This window comes from Cobetia sp. L2A1, from assembly GCF_009796845.1.
Lineage (GTDB): Bacteria > Pseudomonadota > Gammaproteobacteria > Pseudomonadales > Halomonadaceae > Cobetia.
Genome location: NZ_CP047025.1, coordinates 3,754,997 through 3,774,311 on the forward strand (window position 1 = coordinate 3,754,997; position 19,315 = coordinate 3,774,311).

The following is a 19,315-nucleotide window of genomic DNA, read 5'->3' on the forward strand; positions in this document are numbered from 1 at the left end:
CCCACCGAGAATCTCGGCGGGGCTTCTTTCATGACAGCGTTAAGAACAAAAGGTGAATTTAGGCCGCGAAACCTTCACTCATATCCCCCATCCATTCACGCAGCTTCTTCATGGCATTTTTCTCAAGCTGACGAATACGCTCGGCAGACACGCCATAGATATCCGCAAGCTCATGCAGCGTGGACTTGTTATCACTCAACCAGCGTTGCTGGAGAATATCGCGTGAGCGCTCATCCAGTGCAGCCAGCGCTTTCAGCAAGCGGCCATGGGAGTCATTCTCCATGTCTTGCTGCTCAACCCGGGCGGCCGGATCAAGACTATGATCCTCGAGATAATTGGCCGGCGCCTGATAAGCAGAACTTTCATCATCGCTGGGACCTGCATCAAACCCGGCATCGTGTGCCGAGAGACGGCTTTCCATCTCGCGCACTACCGTAGGTTTGACATCGAGGTCACTCGCGATCGCGTCCACCTCGTCGTTGTTCAACCATCCCAGACGCTTCTTGGCACCACGCAAGTTAAAGAACAATTTGCGCTGAGCCTTGGTGGTCGCGACCTTGACGATACGCCAGTTACGCAACACGAACTCATGGATTTCGGCCTTGATCCAATGCACAGCAAAGGAGACCAGACGAACCCCCTGATGAGGGTCAAAACGCTTGACCGCTTTCATCAGGCCAACATTGCCTTCCTGGATCAGATCTGCCTGCTGCAGGCCATAACCGCTATAACTGCGTGCGATATGCACGACGAAACGCAGGTGCGACATGACGAGGCGGCGCGCTGATTCCAGATGATTATCTTCATGCAGTCGTAACGCTAGCTCATGCTCTTCTTCCGCAGTAAGCACAGCGATACGATTCACCGACTGAATATAGCCGTTTAGATCTTGACCCGGTGACAGATGGCCAAGTGGCTGAAGACTGGTGCTCATAATACAGGGTCTCCATGGTTGCCTAGTTCACGCATGCAAGTAGTAAGACTGTGAAGGTAACAACAGGTTCCCGTCAAGGGCTGTACATGACGTGTATAAATGTCATGACACGTTTCACGACGTAACACCGAAGAGTGGGAATATCGTTTAATTGCCCACTCCACCTTCACTGCTGCCCGGCAACATGTTGCCGGAGCGTAATCAGTGTCTGCCTTTATGACGACATCAACAGCTAACCACCCAAAATCAGCGCGGAGATATGCTGGCGAGATGACGCCCCACCGCAAACCAGGCACCGATCCAACCCAGCATTGTACTCGAAAACAGTAACGAGGCACTGCCCGCTGCCCCCAGTGAAGGCAACATATAGTGGCCACCATAGCTTTGTACAAGAGCAGAGACCGGAGCGACTAGCCAGTTGCCGCCCAGTGCCAGAATGCCACAAGCCAGCAATCCTCCCCCCAGCCCGTACCAAGCACCGCTGTACAAGAATGGCCGTCGCACAAAGGCGTGCGTCGCTCCAATCAGTGTCACCACTTCAATTTCCTGTCGGCGGCTCTCTACGGATAGGCGAATGGTATTGCCCACCACTAGCAGAACGCCAAGCCCAAATAATACTGCCAATCCCAGCGTCACTTTTTGACCCAGCTCACCTAGTTGGCGTAAACGCTCCAACCAGGCCAGATCGAGTCGCGCACTCTCGATGCCCGGCTCGTGCTCAAGTCGACTGGCGAGCTGGCGTACGGACTCAGGTGTCGTATCGATCGGCGTAATCATGATGCTGGCAGGGAGTGGATTATTATCCAGCAGACTCAAGGAACGCTTGAGATCCAGTGCCTGGGCAAACTCTTCCATACCTTCAGCCGCAGTGATCAGACGTACACCGCCGATGCCTTGCTCATCTCGTAACCTATCTGCCAGATCCAGCGCCTGACGCTCACCGACAGACGTCTTGAGATACAACGTGAGCTGGGCACTATCATTAAGCTCATTGTCCAGCAATCGCGCACTATCCAGCGCCAGCCACAACGCTGCCGGCAACGTCAGTGCGATCGCGATCGCCAGCATGGTCAGCAAACTGGCAATCGGCGTAACCAACAGTCGGCGAGCGCTATCACGTGCCATGGCACTGTGATGACGTAACCAACTGCGATAACGGCTTTCGATGGAGACACGACTGGAACGCGCACCCTTACGCGCGCGACGCTCGGCAGCATCGTCGGTATCAGTCGATTCAGGGAGCGACTTGCGAGGCCGCGATGGGGGACGAGTGGAGCTCATCGGGCATCCTTATCAGCAATCAGGCGGCCATCGGAGAGTTCAAGCGTACGATGATGAAGGCCTGCAATCAGCGCCAGATCATGGCTGGCAATCATCACCGTAGTGCCGATACGATTAAAATCCTCGAACAGGCGCATGATATCGGCAGATAACGCCGGATCAAGGTTGCCAGTAGGTTCATCAGCCAGTAGTAACGCAGGCTTGTTGACCACTGCCCGCGCAATGCCTACTCGTTGCTGCTCACCACCGGACAGTTCAATCGGCAGTGCCTTTTCTCGATGAAGCAGGCCCACCTTATCGAGCGCAGCACGCACGCGCCGCGCCTGTTCGCGTGGCGTGAAGCCCTGGATCATGAGTGGCAGAGCCACGTTATGAAAGATATTGCGATCACTGAGCAGCTGATGGTCCTGGAAGACCACGCCAATCTGGCGACGGTAATACGGTACCTGAGAGGCATGCAGCCGGCCAATGTCATGCCCGGCCACCATGATTCGTCCGCGCGAGGGCCGCTCAAGGAGCATGATCAGCTTGAGCAGAGAGCTTTTCCCTGCACCGGAATGCCCGGTAAGAAAGACCATCTCACCACGCTCGACGTTGAAGTCGAGCCCAGCCAGTGCATCAAAACGCCCACCATAGCGCTTGCCTACATGCTCGAATGCGATCATGCCTCGCGCTGCTCCTCGTCGACCTCTTCCCCGCTACGGGCAAACAGTGCGTTGACGAAATCATCGGCGGCGAAGGGGCGCAGATCATCCACTCCTTCACCGACACCGATGTAACGAATCGGCAGATTGAGCTGCTTGGCCAGCGCAAAGATGATGCCACCCTTTGCAGTACCGTCGAGCTTGGTCAGCGTCAGGCCAGTAATGTTTACGGCCTCATGGAAGGTAGACGCTTGCGCCAGTGCGTTCTGACCGGTACCCGCATCCAATACCAGCATCACTTCATGCGGTGCAGCAGCGTCCAGCTTGGCCATCACGCGCTGTACCTTCTTGAGCTCTTCCATCAGATGGCTCTTGTTGTGCAGACGACCCGCAGTATCGGCAATCAGGATATCGATATTACGTGCCTTGGCGGCTTCCAGTGCGTCATAGATGACAGAAGCACTATCCGCCCCCGTGTGCTGAGCGATGACCGGTACCTTGTTACGCTCACCCCAGACCTTGAGCTGCTCGACCGCGGCAGCACGGAAGGTGTCGCCCGCCGCCAGCATCACGCTACGCCCCTGACTCTGATAACGCTTGGCCAGCTTGCCGATGGTGGTGGTCTTGCCGACACCATTGACACCAATCATCAGGATCACGAAGGGACCACTGCCCTTGGGCGGTAGCTCGATATCACGCGCGACGGGAGCCAGCATCACACGCAGTTCTTCCTGCAATGCCTCATAAAGTGCCTGCGGCTCCTTCAACTCCTTGCGGGAGATACGGGCCGTCAGGTTGTCGATGATCTCGGTAGTTGCCTCAATGCCCACATCTGCCATCAGCAGTTGCGTCTCGAGATCCTCCATCAGCTCATCGTCAATCTGCTTCTTGCCAAGGAAGAGGCTCGCGACACCCTCGGTAAGATTGGCGCGCGTCTTGCCAAGCCCTGCCTTGATGCGAGCGAAGAAACCACGGCGCGGCTTCTCGCGGCCATCGCGAGCAGTATCCCGCTCATCTTCCGAGGCGCTGGCCGATGTATCAGCGTCCTGCTCCTCGTGGATAGAGAGGACGGAGCCTTCAGCGGTACGAGAGCCTTCAGCGGTACGAGAGCTTTCAGCAGCACGCACTTCCGCTTCCTGACGGGCCTGTTCTAGCGCCGCCCTCTCTTCTTCCTCGATGGCCGCAAACTCGGCTGCAGCACGCGCTTCAGCAATGCGCTCTTCTTCCTGTCGTGCGGCAACCCGAGCGTCTTCTACACGTGCGGCTGCAGCGACTTCTGTCGCAATGGCTTGTGCTTGGGTCTCGGCTGCCTTTTCAGCCGCAACTCTTTCTGCTTCAGCCTTGGCGGCCTGCTCGACAGCGATGCGATCTGCTTCAGCCCTGGCAGCCTGCTCGGCAGCGATGCGATCTGCTTCAGCCCTGGCAGCCTGTTCGGCAGCGATGCGATCTGCTTCAGCCGTGGCAGCCTGCTCGGCCGCGATGCGATCTGCTTCAACCTTGGCAGCCTGTTCGGCAGCGATGCGATCTGCTTCAGCCTTGGCAGCCTGCTCGACAGCGATGCGGTCTGCTTCAGCCTGGGCAGTCTGCTCGGCCGCGATGCGATCTGCTTCAGCCTTGGCGGCCTGCTCGGCCGCGATGTGCTCTGCTTCAGCCTTGGCAGCCTGCTCGGCCGCGATGTGATCTGCTTCAGCTTGGCTGGCCTGCTCGGCAGCAATGCGATCTGCTTCAGCCTGGCTGGCTGGCTCGTCAGCCGGTGCAGAGGTCTGCTGCGTCTGTTCAAGAGCCTGTTGCTCGAGAGCCTGCTGCTCAGAGGCGTTCTGCTCCTGAGCCTTATGTTTCTTGCGCTTGAAAAAACCGAACATGGCGAGACAGTCCTGAACCCGTGAAAGTGGCCTCATCCTACCATCCCTTCGGGGCTGAAGGTACGCACCGCGCGGCATCCGGCGTCGCACATGCTAGACTCGCGGCATGAATAAACGCGCATCTTCCCAAGGCCCCGCTCGGGGCAAATCCTCAGCGACCTCACGTAGCGGCGAGCATCGTGGTCAGCGGGGTCAGACGACCGGTGGTGCCGGGCGCCTACGCATCATCGGCGGGCGCTTCAAGCGTCGACTGTTGACCGTGATCGATGCGCCGGGGCTGCGCCCGACGCCGGACCGTGTTCGCGAGACACTATATAACTGGCTCGGCGCGCATGTCGCAGACGCTCGCGTGCTCGATCTGTTTGCAGGAAGTGGCGCTCTGGGGCTTGAAGCATTGTCCCGCGAAGCAGCACATGTCACCTTCGTCGAGCGCGAGAACCGTGTGGCACGTGCACTCCAGGCGAATATCGACACACTGGCCGGCGATACAACACTGCCCGCCAGTGTATCGAGCGCAGAGGTGATGCATTGGCTTGAGACAGTCCAGCCACCACAAGGAGGCATGGACCTGGTACTGCTCGACCCGCCCTTCCGTCTCGATCTCGCGGCATCCAGCTGCGCCTTGCTAGAAGCTCGGCACTGGCTCAGCGATGACGCCATGATCTATCTGGAAGTCGAGTCAGGCCTCGAGCCAACTGTACCCGCCAACTGGCAATTGCATCGTGAAAGCCGTGCCGGCGATAGCCATGGGCGCCTATATCAGCGCTATCCGCCAGCCTGAGCCATGGAGAGAATAGCCCGTCGGATGGCAGCGAAAGCCGTCGCCGTGCGGCTTTCGCTCTTGTGTCGACCCAAGCGGCGTCGTAGTCTGCCTGCAGGCGGGTATCGCTGTGCCGTCCGGCAAGGACTTCCGGAGTGGCTGATCTTCATCGCACCAGCATTCACCGCATACGTTTACCGCCCTTAACGAACATCCTCGAGCCGCCAAAGTGGCCCGACAAGGAGATAGCATGAGCACCGAACTCTTTACCCAACTTGAGCAGAAAGTCGGCCAGGCCATCGACACCATCGAAATGCTGAAGATGGAAGTTGATGAACTCAAGGAAGAGAACCAGCGTCTGAGCGAGGCCAAGAATGGTCAGGGCGAAGAGCTTGAGCAACTACGTCAAGCCAACACTCGCTTGCAAGAGGAGCGTGATCAGTGGGCTGGCCGTCTGGAATCTCTGGTGGCACGTTTCAGTGAAACCGAAACCCAAGACGTCTGAGGTTCAGGGCACCTGAAGCGATGAAGCGTCAGAACATCTGATATTTCAGTGCCCTGGAAACAACAATGCCCCCGACAGGAGACTGCCGGGGGCATTGTTGTTTGTACTGGTACGCAAGGTACGGTCGTCGAGTCAGCCGAGCGGACAGGACATCAGCACGGCATCTTCACGCGCCCCGTCAGCGGCAGGGTAATAGCGTTTGCGAATACCGTCTTCACAGAATCCGGCGCGAGCATAGAGCGCCCGCGCCGGAAGATTCCCCGCGCGTACTTCCAGCAACAATCGCTCAAGCCCTCTCTCTCGATGCCAATCACCCGCACGCGCAAGTGCCCCTTGCAGCAGCAACTGTCCGATGCCCTGCCCGCGCAACTCAGCGTGGACGGTGATCGCCTCGATTTCTGCCTCGAAAGGGCCACGCGCCACCACCACGAAACCCGCCAGGCGTTCAGGCTGCCGATTCATCGCCGGTAGGTACCACCCCAGTACACATCGAGTGGTATCGCTAAGCACCCCCACCAGCTGGCACTTGCTCAGACCGTGTGGCTGACCCGCATCAATGACGAGCAGAGCAGTCAGAGTGGCATCATCGTGCGCCAGCTCGCGTAGCCCCCCCGACACCTTACTCATGCTGAATCGCCCGACGTGGCACTCTCACTTTTCCAGCCACGTCCCCAGCGAACCAGCAGTGGCCATAGTGCACGCTTGGCTTCACTGGAATGTGCGAGCGCCGCCAGCGATGGCCCGTGCCAGATAGGCAGGTTCAGCAGGCGTGACTCACCTGTGCCATTCATCGATGACGTGATATCCAATACCTTGCAGAGTGCCTTGCTTGTCTCATCGTTGCCAAAGACAAGTACGCGTTCCGGCTGCCACTCACGCCGCGCTGGCCCAGCAAGGAAAGCCCGCAGCCCTTCCTGAGCTTCTTCCAACGGAGCACTGGCCTTGAGGTTTGGCAACAAGGGCCAGCGGAAGCGACTGAACGTGAGCTTACGTGACTCAGTGATACCTGCCGCGCGCCATAGCGCTTTCAAGAGTGCCTCGCCTTGCAGATGCGGCGCCTCATCACCCGGGAGCAGTACCAGCCAGCGACCGTCAAGTGCAGCGATCTGCAGACTGAAGCGCAATGGAGGCTGATCAGCCGGTGGCGGCGTAACAGCCGCTTCGTCAGTCATCTCGGCAGGCGTTGACATCTTTTCAGGCGGTGTGCCCCAAGAAGCGGTACTGCCTTGCTCCACTGGCAGCGAGACTGACGAAGCGGAAGATGACAAGGCCGACGGCGCCTGGGCTGCTGGCGTTTTCGGCTGCTGCACAGAGTCTGCCATGCCCAGTAGCGCACGCGCGTTCTGCGATGGCGGCGGACCCGCAGGGCGAGTGGTAGCCTCCGGCGCACGAACAGCCAAGGGAGCCGTCTGATGTGCCGCCGGACGCGGCGCCTCATCAATCAGAGCGTGCAAGCGCGCCTGTGGCGCTACAGCCTCATGCGTGATCAGCTCAGGCCATTCGCATGCCGCGGTGGGCAGCGCATTGGGCAGCTGGTAACGACCAACCCAAGCGGTCAGCCCCATCGCGTCCAGATATTGCAGGCGTTGCGGTTCAGAGGTCATGGTCAGTGCTTGCCACCGCTCTTGCTTCCACCCAGGCAGTTGGGAGAATCAGGAATCTCGCCACCACGCGCCGTCCACTGCTGCGGGGTATACAAATGCAGTGCCAAGGCATGAACGGGACCCGCCAACTCTTCATCAAGCAATGCATAGAGTAGCTGATGGCGTTTTACCGGCATCAGCCCCTCAAAGCGCGTACTGACCAAGGTGACCTTGAAATGCGTCTCGGAGTTGGCCGGCACACTGTGCATGTGGCTCTCGTTGACGACCTCGACCATCAGCGGGTCGAGCGTCGTGAGCTTGCTTTCGATCTCGGCCTGGACGCTCATGCGCACTCTCCTGTAACAGGGCAACTACCGAACGGACGGCAGGATAAACGGGACGATACGGGCAACATCCATTGCTCCATGTCAGAGACTGGGCACACAACGCAAATGGCCCCGAGCATATTGCCCGGGGCCATTGTAACGCCTGTAGCGCTGACTGGTAGTGCTAGCCGTCAGTCAGGTAAACACAGGTATGCTCAGTCGAGGTCTGCGAGCAGCTCATCGTCCACTTCGCAGACTTCCAGCGGCGCCTCGTCATCGAGATCCACTGCCAGATAGCTGTGCTCGACGGTGATGAAGCTATTGAACAGCGCCTTGTCCAGCGGCTGCGGCCAATGGCGAGTGTCTTCTTCCCAGGCACGCAGCTCACTTTCGAGTACGTCAAGCCAACGCTCGGACACGAAGCCATCCAGCGCCTCACGGGTATCCATCTCGGGAATCAGGTAGACGGTACTCTCCTGATTGACATCCTCCAGCGCCAGATCTTCGCCACCCTCGCCATCGGATTCCAGCGAGTTGATCCAGTCGACAAACGCCTGGGTCGGCTTGACGCTCAGGGCGGAACGGTTAAGCAGCTTCATTCTGCACTCTCCAGGACATTCAGGGGCAATTCCCAAGATAAGACACACCGTTCACCTGCTGTGCGTGACATGCCACACGTACATAAAGGCCGGTGAATCTCGGGGCGCTGCTGTCGGATATCGTCGTGTAAAAAGGCCGACAGACAAGACGCCGACCATTATGGCCGCTCGCAGGCGACAAAGCCAAGCGTCGCCGTGCCTCGTCGTTCATGACGCGACGCAATGTACCGACTCACGCACATGAAAAACGCCCCCGATCATGGATCGAGGGCGCTGAGGAGCAGCGGTGCTGTTCGTCACTCCGCCAAGCGACTTAGTCCTGCTGCGGACGCATCGCCGGGAACAACAGTACGTCACGAATAGAGGCACTATCCGTCAGCAGCATCACCAGACGATCAATGCCGATGCCTTCGCCAGCTGTCGGTGGCATGCCGTATTCCAGCGCGCGCACGTAATCAGCATCGTAGAACATGGCTTCGTCATCACCAGCATCCTTCTCAGCAACCTGCGCCTGGAAGCGTTCCGCCTGGTCTTCTGCGTCGTTGAGCTCCGAGAAGCCATTGGCGATCTCACGACCACCGACGAAGAACTCAAAACGGTCAGTGACGTGCGGGTTGTGGTCATTACGACGCGCCAACGGACTGACTTCGGCCGGATATTCAGTGATGAAGGTCGGCTGGTCGAGACGGTGCTCGGCGACTTCCTCAAATATCTCGGTCTCGAGCTTGCCCAGCCCCCAGATCGGCTTGACCTGAATACCCAGACGCTCGGCCGTGGCGCGCGCTGCCTCGAGCGTAGCCAGATCATCATCGCTGATGCCATCACTGTACTTGATGATCGACTCACGCATGGTCATCTGAATGAAGGGTTGGCTAAGGTCGTACTCGCTGCCCTGACAGGTAATCTGCATGGTACCGAGCACTTCCTGTGCCGCCGTGCGAATCATGTCCTCGGTGAGGGAAATCAGGTCACGGTAGTCCGCGTACGCCCAGTAGAACTCCAGCATGGTGAATTCGGGATTGTGTCGTGTGGACAGCCCTTCATTGCGGAAATTGCGGTTAATCTCGAACACACGCTCGAAGCCACCCACCACCAGACGCTTGAGGTACAGCTCCGGCGCGATACGCAGATACATCTGCATATCCAGCGCATTGTGATGCGTGATGAACGGACGCGCCGTCGCACCACCCGGAATCTGCTGCAGCATCGGCGTCTCGACTTCCATGAAGCCACGGTCGCTGAGGAAGCGACGGATGGAGGCGACGATACCGGCACGCAGCGCGAAGGTGCGACGCGACTGCTCGTTCATGATCAGGTCGACATAACGCTGACGATAGCGAATTTCCTGATCGGACAGACCGTGGAACTTGTCCGGCAGCGGACGCAGGTTCTTGGTCATCAGCTGGGCGCTTTCGATCATGACATACAGATCGCCCTTGCCGGATTTATGCACCGGACCGCTGGCACCTACGATGTCACCGATGTCCCAGCTCTTGATATCGTCGAGCAACGCTTCCGGTAGACCTTTCTTGTCGACGTAGAGCTGAATCTGGCCGGAGACTTCCTGCAGCACGATGAACGGGCCACGTTTACGCATGATACGGCCAGCGACGGCCGCCTTGCGATCGAGGGTCTCGAGCTCGGCCTTGTCTTTCTCGCCAAGCTCGACCAATAGATCAGCGGCGAGGCTGTCACGGCGAAAATCATTGGGGAAGGCGCTCTTGCCTTCGGCAGCAGCCTGCTCGCGACGAAGGCCAAGTTTGGCGCGACGCTCGGCAATCAGGTGGTTTTCTTCCTGGGCCTGTTCGGTGGCCTGCTGCTCATCAACGGCGGGGGTCTGCTCTGTCGACATGGAGGTGCCTGTCTCGTGTCAAAGGGTCATGGCCAACAGGCCACGACAGATCATGATCAGACTGAAAGGAGTCTCCGCCAGCTCTGATCGCGATACGGGAATTCATGGCCTCCACCGCACTGAGCGGTGGAGGCGAGGGAAGCCCCAAGGGTCAGCGAGTGCCGAACCTTAGAGCCCCATCTTGAGGCTGGCGACGATGAAATCATCAAGATCGCCATCGAGCACCTTGTCACAGTTGCTCGACTGGACGCTGGTTCGCAGGTCCTTGATACGCTGGTCATCTAGGACATAGGAGCGAATCTGGCTGCCCCAGCCGATATCAGACTTGGAGTCCTCGAGTTCCTGCTTGGCCGCGTTGCGCTTTTGCATCTCGGCTTCGTAGATACGCGCCTTCAACATCTTCATGGCACGATCACGATTGGAATGCTGGCTACGCTCGGTCTGGCAGGCCGCCACGATGCCCGTGGGGACGTGGGTGATACGTACCGCCGAGTCGGTGGTGTTGACGTGCTGACCACCTGCACCCGAGGAACGATAGGTATCGGTGCGCAGATCAGCCGGATTGATGTCTATCTCGATGTTGTCATCGATTTCCGGCGACACGAACACGGATGCGAACGAGGTGTGACGACGGCCGCCTGAGTCGAAAGGACTCTTGCGGACCAGACGATGTACGCCAAGCTCGGTGCGCAACCAGCCAAAGGCGTAATCACCTTCGACATGGATGGTCGCGGACTTGATACCCGCGACTTCACCGGCACTCGCCTCGACGATCTCGGTCTTGAAGCCGTGATGCTCAGCCCAACGAAGATACATGCGCAGCAGGATATTGGCCCAATCCTGCGCCTCCGTTCCGCCGGAACCTGACTGGATGTCGAGATAGGCGTTGTTGGCATCCATCTCACCGGAGAACATCCGGCGGAACTCGAGCTTCTCAAGGCTAGCCTTGAGGTGATTGAGTTCGCGGACGACTTCATCCACGGTACCTTCGTCGTCTTCCTCGACGGCCATTTCCAGCAAGTCGCTGCAATCGGTCAGACCGTTGCTCATGTCATCGAGGGTCTTGACGACCAGCTCCAGCGACGCGCGTTCCTTGCCAAGCTTCTGAGCGTATTCCGGGTCATTCCAGACGTCCGGATTCTCGAGCTCGCGGGAGACTTCCTCTAGCCGATCCTGCTTGTCGGCATAGTCAAAGATACCCCCTCAGGACTTCTGCCCTTTCGGACAGGTCCTTGATGAGGTTGGTAATCGGATTGATCTCTTGCATGGTCGTCCTGTCTTGAGGCGATGATGCGTGAATGGGTGCGCGGCGGCTCTGTCATGTACGACAGGTTACAAGACGTGCGCCCAGAAGGCGCACGCGCAAGCCGACAACGCGCAAAGCCCGATATTGTAGCCATTTCCCTGCGTGGCGACCATGCCTGTCGCCAGCGTCGACGTAGTGGATTGTGCTGACTACTCTCCGAAGTCGCAGATGGCGCACACAGCACCTTTCAGAAACGTGAACACGACTAAAGTTATTGACCGCTCCTGAAACGTTGAACCCCTCGCCAGCGTTGCTCTGCATGCCGCCTATCGAATACTTGCATGCGTCATCCATTTTTTAACATGGACAGCATGGCCATCTAAGTTCAATGGTAGACAGTACATGCTGGCTCCATGATTCATGCCAGCGGCATAACAGCATCATCACTAACAACAATAGCGAGCCACTCGATCATGAGACAGCTGCACACCGATTCACCGGCGATGCCCCCCGGTTTTCCGCTCAAGCGTCTGGTCACCTCTCTGCTGCTGGCTGGTAGCCTTGTAGCCTCAAGCGGCGTACTCGCTGACACTCTCAAGCTGGCCATCATGGGCGAGCCCGCCTCACTGGACCCGCAGCAGATCTCGGGCACCTGGGAAAATGATGTGGTCGGCGATCTGTTTGAGGGCCTGATCACGGAAGCCGCCGATGGCAAGCGTGTTCCCGGCGCGGCCGAATCCTGGAAGATCTCTGACGACGGCACGACCTATACCTTCGCGCTGCGCAAGGACGGCAAGTGGTCGGATGGCCAGCCAGTGACCGCTGATGATTTCGTGTTTGCCCTCCAGCGCATCATGACGCCAGAGAACGCCTCGGATTACGCCTACATTCTCTATCCGATCAAGAATGCCAAGGCCATCAACACTGGCAAGGACAAGCCAGCGTCGCTGGGTGTGCGTGCCGTCGATGATTACACCCTCGAGATCACGCTTGAGCGCCCGACACCCTACTTCCTGGATCAGCTGACTCATTACACCGCCTACCCGCTGCCCAGACATGTGGTGGAGAAGTACGGCAAGGATTGGACTGACCCGGGCAAGATGGTCTCCAACGGTGCATTCGAGCTGACCGAGTGGCAGCCACAGACCCGCATCGTCGCGGTCAAGAATCCCGAATTCCATGATGCCAAGGATGTCGCACTCGATGAGGTGATCTACTACCCCATCGAGGAGCGTAACAGTGCCCTGAAGCGTTTCCGTGCCGGCGAGATCGACATCGCGCGCGAGTTCCCGACTCAGCAGTACCGCTGGCTGAAAGAGAACCTGCCGGAAGCGACTCACGTCGCGCCCTACCTGGGCATCTACTACTACGTTCTCAACTCACGCGATGGTCATGCCACTGCCGACCCACGCGTGCGCGAAGCGCTCAACCTGTCGGTACGCCGCCAGGTCATTACCGACAAGATTCTTGGCACCGGTGAAGTCCCCGCCTACAGCTTTGTGCCAACAGGGGTGAATCACTACGACATCCAGGAGATGGCCTTCAAGGACATGTCGATGGATGAGCGCATGACGAAAGCCAAGGCGCTGATGAAAGAGGCCGGCTATGGCCCAGACAAACCACTGGAACTGACCCTGCGTTACAACACCAGCGAAGACCACAAGAAGATCGCCATCGCGGTCGCCGCCATGTGGAAGCCGCTGGGCGTGAAGGTCAATCTGCTGAATGCCGAAGTCGCCGTGCATTACGAGGACATGCGTCAGGGCAAGTTCGATGCTGGCCGCGCCGGCTGGATCGGTGACTACAACGACGCCCAGAACTTCCTCAACCTGCTGGAAACCGGCGTGCCCAACAACTACGGTGCCTATTCCAACAAGGCGCTGGATGCCGACATGAGCAAGGCGGCCAATACGCTGGACATGGACGCACGTGAAAGCTTGATGCAGGACGCCGAGCGCAAGGCACTGGACGACTATGCCGTACTGCCGATTCACTACTACGTGTCGCGCAACCTGGTGAACCCCAAGCTTCAGGGATGGCAGGACAATATCGAGGATACCCACCGCTCGCGCTGGATTTCATTCTCCGAATAATTCTCTGCACCATCAGGTGATCACGCTCCCGACCTCAGGGTCGGGAGCCTCCACCCTCTCGCTATCGAAGCTTCATGCAGCGGTAGCCAAGAGAGTGACGTCCGCCATGGATGGCAATGTCGCGTCGCCTGACGGGCGACAAGGAGCCTGCAGCATGCACTTTTCTTCCCCTGTCGATCGCCCTGTTGGCGTTCGTTTTGGCGTGGCCGCGTGTCACGTCTCGCGCCAATCACTCCCCGCGATATTCGTGAGTACCGGTCTATTACTGGCGGGCCTGCTTCCCCTATCACAGGCACTGGCAGCCGATACCGAGCCACGCTCATCTCAGCACGCCCCCCAGGTATTACGTATCGCCAATGGTGCCGAGCCTGGCTCTCTCGACCCTCAGCTGACCAATGGCACCTGGGAGACGCGTATCACGCGTGACCTGTTCGAGCCACTGATTGCCTACGCGCCTGACGGCACCTTGGTAGCGGGATTAGCCGAACGCTGGGAGGTCTCCGATGATGGCCTACGCTGGACCTTCCATCTGCGCGAAGGCCTTGAGTGGTCCGATGCGACCCCGCTCACTGCCAACGATGCTGTCTTCGCGCTACGCCGATTGATGACACCTGAAACAGCGGCGCATAACGCCACACTCTACTATCCGATCGTCAATGGCCGTGCGGTCAATACTGGCGAACTACCACCGGAAAAACTCGGTGTCTCGGCACCCGATGCTCAAACGCTAGTCATCTTGCTCAGCCATCCTTCGGCTACCCTCGAGCAAACGCTGGCCATGAGCGAGGCCGCGCCACTGCCCCGCCATGTCATCACTGCCAGCGACAGTCAATGGACGCGCCCCGCGAACATGGTCAGCTCTGGTGCCTTCGTCCTGAAGGAATGGGCACCGCAGTCACACATAGAACTCGCACCGAACTCGCACTATTACGCTGCGGGCAAGGTCGCGCTCGATACGGTGATCTATCTGCCCATCGAGGAGGGCCACGCGGCGCTCAATCGCTTTCGCGCCGGCGAGGTCGATATTGCCTACAGCGTTCCCGCCAGCCACTTCGCGTGGATAAAGAAGCACCTGCCTGAGGCACTGCATACCTACCCGATTCTCGGGGAGTACTTCTACGCATTCAATCTACGCGACGGCTCACCCGTCGCAGACCCACGTATTCGGCGTGCGCTGAACCTGGCCACTCGTCGTGACGTGATCACCGAGCGCATCCTTGGCATGGGGCAGATCCCCTCGCTGCACTTCGTGCCAAATGCGCTCACTGATCACACCGGTGGCCGGTTTGATTTTGCTGACTGGCCAATGGAAAAGCGCATGGCACGCGCCCGCGAACTGATGGCAGAAGCCGGTTTTGGTCCAGAACATCCTCTGGCACTGGAGCTGCGCTACAACACGCTGGAAGACCACAAGAAGATCGCGGTGGCATTGGGCGCAATGTGGAAGCCACTCGGCGTTGCCGCCACCCTGACCAATACCGAGGCTGCCGTTCACTATCGTGATTTAGCACAGGGCAATTATCAGGTGGGCCGCTACGGCATGATCGCAACGATTGCCGATGCCTACGACTTCCTGAACGCCTTCACTTCCGATAACACCTCTAACGCACCCGGGCTGCATTCACCGACTTATGACGCGCTGATCTCCGCCGCTGCGAGCGAAGGCGATGCCCAGGTACGCCGCCAGCACTTGCACGAGGCCGAACAGTACCTGCTAGACCATGATGTGGTGCTGCCGCTTTACGACTACGTGACCTCGAGCCTGATTACGCCGCGCCTGGCGGGCTGGGCACCGAATGCGCTGGACGTACACCCAAGTCGCTTCATGCATTTCGATGAGTAGTGCTGATAAGCCGCTGATCCTGATCATTCATGGCCAAGCGTTTCGATTGAGTCACTGCTAGCCACCACTGCTATCAACAACAACGACACACAGCCGGGCACTCTCCCGGACGGAGCACGCGATGCTGATCTACACCCTCAAGCGATTGCTGCAGGCGATTCCCACCCTGCTGATCGTGATCACCCTGTCGTTCTTCTTGATGCGTGTCGCACCCGGTGGGCCATTTGATGGCGAACGACGTTTGCCACCCGAAATCGAGCAGAATCTACGCGCGGCCTACCATCTCGATGAGCCGCTACCAATGCAGTACCTGCGCTATCTCGGGGATCTGGTGCAGGGCGATCTCGGGCCATCCTTCAAGTACAAGGACTTCGATGTCAGCGAGCTGATCAGCCAGGGCTTTCCCGCGAGTCTGGAGTTGGGGATGTGGGCAATCATCGCCGCATTGCTGGTCGGCGTGCCGCTGGGGGTAATCGCTGCACTCAAGCGAAACTCGACGGCTGACTACGTCGTGATGAGCACGGCGTTGGCGGGTATCGCAGTACCCAATTTCGTGATTGCACCGATGCTGGCACTGGTATTCGGCGTACTGCTGGGTTGGCTGCCTGCCGGCGGCTGGAACAATGGTGCCTGGCAGAACCTGATCCTGCCCGTGGTCGCGCTCTCCATCCAGCAGATCGCCTATATCGCTCGCATGATGCGCGCCAGCATGATCGAGGTACTGGGCAGCCACTACATTCGTACCGCGCGCGCCAAGGGCCTCAGCGAGTGGAAGGTCATTCTGCACCATGCACTACAACCGGCAATGCTGCCCGTCGTCTCCTACCTCGGCCCAGCCATCGCCGGCATCATCACTGGCTCGGTGGTGATCGAGCAGATCTTCGGTATTCCCGGCATCGGCCGCTACTTCGTGCAAGGGGCGCTCAACCGCGACTACACCCTGGTGATGGGCACGGTGGTGTTTTACGGCGCACTGATTCTGGTGCTCAACCTGATCGTCGACCTGCTGTACAGCGCGCTCGACCCACAGATTCGCTACGACGACTGAGACGAGGCCAACATGTCCAACACTACTCCAACGCCTCACGGCCACGCCGCTGCCAGTATCCTTGATGGCAAGCCACCTGCTGCACCAGCCGGCGACAGCCTGACTCGCGATGCCTGGCGCCGTCTCAAACAGAACCGTGCTGCCATGTGCAGCCTGGTGGTAATGGCCGTGATCATACTGGCCTGTCTTGTCGGCCCTTGGCTGACGCCCTTTGAACTCGACGAAGTGGACTGGGATGCCATTGGTACTGGGCCAGACCTTGCCTCCGGCCATGTGTTCGGCACTGATGTCAACGGTCGTGACCTGCTCACTCGCACCCTACACGGCGGCCAGATCTCACTCTCGGTGGCACTGGTGGCCACCTTCGTCAGCCTGGTGATCGGTGTGCTGTACGGCGCGATTTCCGGCTATTTCGGCGGGCGGACCGACAATCTGATGATGCGCTTCGTCGACATCATGTATTCGTTGCCGTTCATGTTCCTGGTGATTCTGTTGATGGTGGTCTTCGGGCGTAACATCTTCCTGATCTACGCGGCCATCGGCGCGGTGGAATGGCTGGATATGTCCCGCATCGTGCGAGGCCAGGTGCTAGCGCTCAAGAAGCGTGAGTTCGTCGAGGCAGCTCATGCCCTCGGTGTGCGTGATCTACAGGTCGTGACCCGCCATCTGATCCCCAATGCGCTAGGCCCGGTGATCATCTATGTCACCTTGACGGTACCCAAGGTCATCTTGCTGGAGAGCTTTCTGTCATTCCTCGGCCTCGGCGTACAGGAGCCGCTGACCTCATGGGGCGTGCTGATTTCCGAAGGCAAGGACATGATGGAAACCGCGCCCTGGATGCTACTGGTGCCGTCGATCTTCCTTGCCGCCACCCTGTTCTGTCTCAACTTCCTCGGCGATGGCCTGCGTGATGCCCTCGACCCCAAAACTCGCTGATACCGGAGCGCTGATGATGACCACTTCCCACTCCCCCTCCGGTACTACTCATCCTGCCGTTGGCGCCCCGCGCCCTTCAGGAAACGCCGGCGATGCTCCTCTCAGCGTTGGCGATCAGGCACGCGCCGATACCCTCTCCCGTCTCGGCCTTGAGGCCGAGGCGCCAGGCACGCCATCACTGATGGAAATCGAAGATCTGCGCGTCGACTTCCAGCTGCCGGATGGCCCCGTCCCTGCGGTCAAGGGCATAAGTTTCACCCTCAACAAGGGTGAGACACTGGCTCTGGTCGGCGAGTCTGGCTCTGGAAAGTCGGTGACATCTACCGCCATCCTGCGCCTGCTACCTGAACTCGCTGAGGTACAAGGCGCCATCCGCCTGCGTGGCGAAGACTTGCTGAGCGCCTCGACGCGTCGCATGCGTGAGCTGCGCGGCAATCGAATCGCCACCATCTTCCAGGAGCCGATGACCTCGCTGAACCCGCTACATCGCGTCGGGCGCCAGATCATCGAAGTACTCTCTCTGCATCGTGACCTAAAAGGCCGCGCAGCGCGCAACAAGGCACTGGAACTGCTGGAGCAGGTCGGTATCCCGGAACCCGCACGACGTATTGATAGCTTTCCCCATGAGCTGTCCGGTGGTCAGCGTCAACGCGTGATGATCGCCATCGCGCTGGCCTGTGAGCCAGACCTGCTGATCGCCGATGAGCCCACTACCGCGCTCGACGTCACGGTGCAGGCTCAGATTCTTCGTCTACTCAAATCACTGCAGAAGCGCTATGGCATGGCGATTCTGTTCATCACTCACGACCTTGGTATCGTGCGCCACTTCGCAGACCGCGTCTGCGTGATGCGCTACGGGGAACTGCTTGAAAGCGGCACGACACACGACGTGTTCGACAACCCCAAGCATGCCTACACTCGTATGCTTCTCGATGCCGAGCCTACCGGCGAGAAGCTGCCCGTCGCCGCAGATGCACCGGTATTGCTATCCGCCAGAGACGTGCGCGTCAGCTTCACCATCAAACGTCCATTGTTCGGGCCCAAGATCACCTTCGAGGCGGTGCGCGGCATCAGTCTCGACGTCAAGCGTGGTCAGACTATCGGCATCGTAGGCGAATCCGGCTCAGGCAAGTCGACGCTAGGCCGCGCCTTGCTGCGCCTGCTGAAGAGCAAGGGTCAGATCACATTCGATGGTATCAATCTCTCGCCGCTGGATGCCGCAGCGTTGCGGCCACTGCGTTCGCGTATGCAGGTGGTATTCCAGGATCCGTTCGGTTCACTGTCGCCCCGCCTCACTGTCGGCGAAATCATCAGTGAGGGCTTGCGCGTACATCATCCTGAATTCAATCGTGCCCAACGTGATGCCAAGGTCTGTGAGGCACTTGATGAAGTCAGTCTCGATCTCTCCATGCGCAACCGCTATCCCCATGAATTTTCTGGAGGACAGCGCCAGCGTATCGCCATCGCCCGTGCGCTGGTACTGAAGCCTGAATTCCTGTTGCTGGACGAACCCACCTCGGCACTGGATCGCTCGGTGCAGGTCACGGTGATCGATCTGCTGCGCGACCTGCAGGCACGTCATGGTCTGACCTATCTATTCATCAGCCATGATCTCGCGGTCGTCCGCGCGCTCTCTGATCACCTGATCGTGATGAAGGACGGTGAGGTGGTGGAAAGCGGCAGCACGCGCGCCATCTTTGATGCGCCAAGCGAGACCTATACCCGTGAGCTGATGCAAGCTGCTTTCGCCCCGGATCTGGGGCACACCGCTCACTGAACCCATGACGAAATGACATGAAAGTC

The 19,315-nt window shown here is 58.9% G+C and carries 17 protein-coding genes; 7 read left to right on the forward strand and 10 right to left on the reverse strand.

Features of this window, described 5'->3' with window-relative positions; translation table 11 throughout:
* Positions 1-58: 58 nt before the first annotated feature.
* The 4 genes from rpoH to ftsY all read right to left on the reverse strand — a co-directional run bounded on the left by rpoH (position 59) and on the right by ftsY (position 4,301).
* Positions 59-934 (reverse strand): RNA polymerase sigma factor RpoH, encoded by an 876-nt coding sequence (gene rpoH, locus GQR90_RS15920; RefSeq protein ID WP_158774953.1) that lies wholly within the window; start codon positions 932-934, stop codon positions 59-61.
* 246 nt (positions 935-1,180) lie between these two features.
* Positions 1,181-2,215, reverse strand: coding sequence for a permease-like cell division protein FtsX (ftsX, locus tag GQR90_RS15925; RefSeq protein WP_158774954.1), 1,035 nt, complete (start codon positions 2,213-2,215; stop codon positions 1,181-1,183).
* Positions 2,212-2,880 (reverse strand): cell division ATP-binding protein FtsE, encoded by a 669-nt coding sequence (gene ftsE, locus GQR90_RS15930; protein ID WP_158774955.1) that lies wholly within the window; start codon positions 2,878-2,880, stop codon positions 2,212-2,214. The genes ftsX and ftsE overlap by 4 nt, the downstream gene beginning before the upstream one ends.
* Positions 2,877-4,301, reverse strand: coding sequence for a signal recognition particle-docking protein FtsY (gene ftsY / locus GQR90_RS15935; RefSeq protein ID WP_442778553.1), 1,425 nt, complete (start codon positions 4,299-4,301; stop codon positions 2,877-2,879). Before ftsY ends, ftsE begins: the two co-directional genes overlap by 4 nt.
* A gap of 526 nt (positions 4,302-4,827) precedes the next feature.
* Between ftsY and rsmD the strand changes: the two genes are divergently transcribed.
* Together rsmD and zapB are read left to right on the forward strand one after the other, a co-directional pair.
* The gene (rsmD, locus tag GQR90_RS15940) at positions 4,828-5,502 is read left to right on the forward strand and encodes a 16S rRNA (guanine(966)-N(2))-methyltransferase RsmD (RefSeq protein WP_158774957.1); all 675 of its coding nucleotides are present in this window, start codon (positions 4,828-4,830) and stop codon (positions 5,500-5,502) included.
* Positions 5,503-5,731: 229 nt separating this feature from the next.
* A complete protein-coding gene (zapB, locus tag GQR90_RS15945) occupies positions 5,732-5,986 on the forward strand; it encodes a cell division protein ZapB (RefSeq protein ID WP_158774958.1) in 255 nt (84 codons plus the stop codon).
* Positions 5,987-6,118: 132 nt separating this feature from the next.
* On the opposite strand, the gene GQR90_RS15950 is transcribed toward zapB, so the two are convergent.
* The 6 genes from GQR90_RS15950 to prfB all read right to left on the reverse strand — a co-directional run bounded on the left by GQR90_RS15950 (position 6,119) and on the right by prfB (position 11,613).
* Complete coding sequence (locus tag GQR90_RS15950; RefSeq protein WP_158774959.1) at positions 6,119-6,613, reverse strand: GNAT family N-acetyltransferase; 495 nt, start codon at positions 6,611-6,613, stop codon at positions 6,119-6,121.
* Positions 6,610-7,590 carry a hypothetical protein gene (locus GQR90_RS15955; protein ID WP_158774960.1) on the reverse strand — a complete coding sequence of 327 codons (981 nt, stop codon included), beginning with the start codon at positions 7,588-7,590 and terminating at the stop codon, positions 6,610-6,612. The genes GQR90_RS15950 and GQR90_RS15955 overlap by 4 nt, the downstream gene beginning before the upstream one ends.
* Positions 7,591-7,592: 2 nt before the next feature.
* Entirely contained in the window at positions 7,593-7,916 is a 324-nt protein-coding gene (locus GQR90_RS15960; protein WP_158774961.1) for a BolA family protein, read from the reverse strand.
* A gap of 194 nt (positions 7,917-8,110) precedes the next feature.
* Positions 8,111-8,494, reverse strand: coding sequence for a hypothetical protein (locus tag GQR90_RS15965; protein WP_035159577.1), 384 nt, complete (start codon positions 8,492-8,494; stop codon positions 8,111-8,113).
* A gap of 313 nt (positions 8,495-8,807) precedes the next feature.
* Entirely contained in the window at positions 8,808-10,346 is a 1,539-nt protein-coding gene (lysS, locus tag GQR90_RS15970) for a lysine--tRNA ligase (protein WP_158774962.1), read from the reverse strand.
* Positions 10,347-10,514: 168 nt separating this feature from the next.
* Positions 10,515-11,613, reverse strand: a protein-coding gene (gene prfB, locus GQR90_RS15975) for a peptide chain release factor 2 (protein ID WP_158774963.1) whose coding sequence is annotated in 2 segments (ribosomal slippage) — positions 10,515-11,537 and positions 11,539-11,613 — 1,098 coding nt in all. Because the reading frame shifts where the segments join, the coding sequence is not laid out codon by codon here.
* Between the two features lie 452 nt (positions 11,614-12,065).
* On the opposite strand from prfB, the gene GQR90_RS15980 reads away from it, so the two are divergent.
* The 5 genes from GQR90_RS15980 (at position 12,066) to GQR90_RS16000 (ending at position 19,289) form a co-directional block, all read left to right on the forward strand.
* Positions 12,066-13,685, forward strand: a complete 1,620-nt coding sequence (locus tag GQR90_RS15980; RefSeq protein WP_233266349.1) for a peptide ABC transporter substrate-binding protein — start codon at positions 12,066-12,068, stop codon at positions 13,683-13,685.
* Positions 13,686-13,839: 154 nt separating this feature from the next.
* Entirely contained in the window at positions 13,840-15,528 is a 1,689-nt protein-coding gene (locus GQR90_RS15985) for a peptide ABC transporter substrate-binding protein (protein WP_158774964.1), read from the forward strand.
* 121 nt (positions 15,529-15,649) lie between these two features.
* Positions 15,650-16,576, forward strand: coding sequence for an oligopeptide ABC transporter permease OppB (gene oppB, locus GQR90_RS15990; RefSeq protein ID WP_158774965.1), 927 nt, complete (start codon positions 15,650-15,652; stop codon positions 16,574-16,576).
* 12 nt (positions 16,577-16,588) lie between these two features.
* On the forward strand, positions 16,589-17,512 hold the full coding sequence (locus GQR90_RS15995; RefSeq protein WP_158774966.1) for an ABC transporter permease: 924 nt from the start codon (positions 16,589-16,591) through the stop codon (positions 17,510-17,512).
* Between the two features lie 181 nt (positions 17,513-17,693).
* Entirely contained in the window at positions 17,694-19,289 is a 1,596-nt protein-coding gene (locus GQR90_RS16000) for an ABC transporter ATP-binding protein (RefSeq protein WP_158775617.1), read from the forward strand.
* The last annotated feature ends 26 nt before the right edge of the window (positions 19,290-19,315 follow it).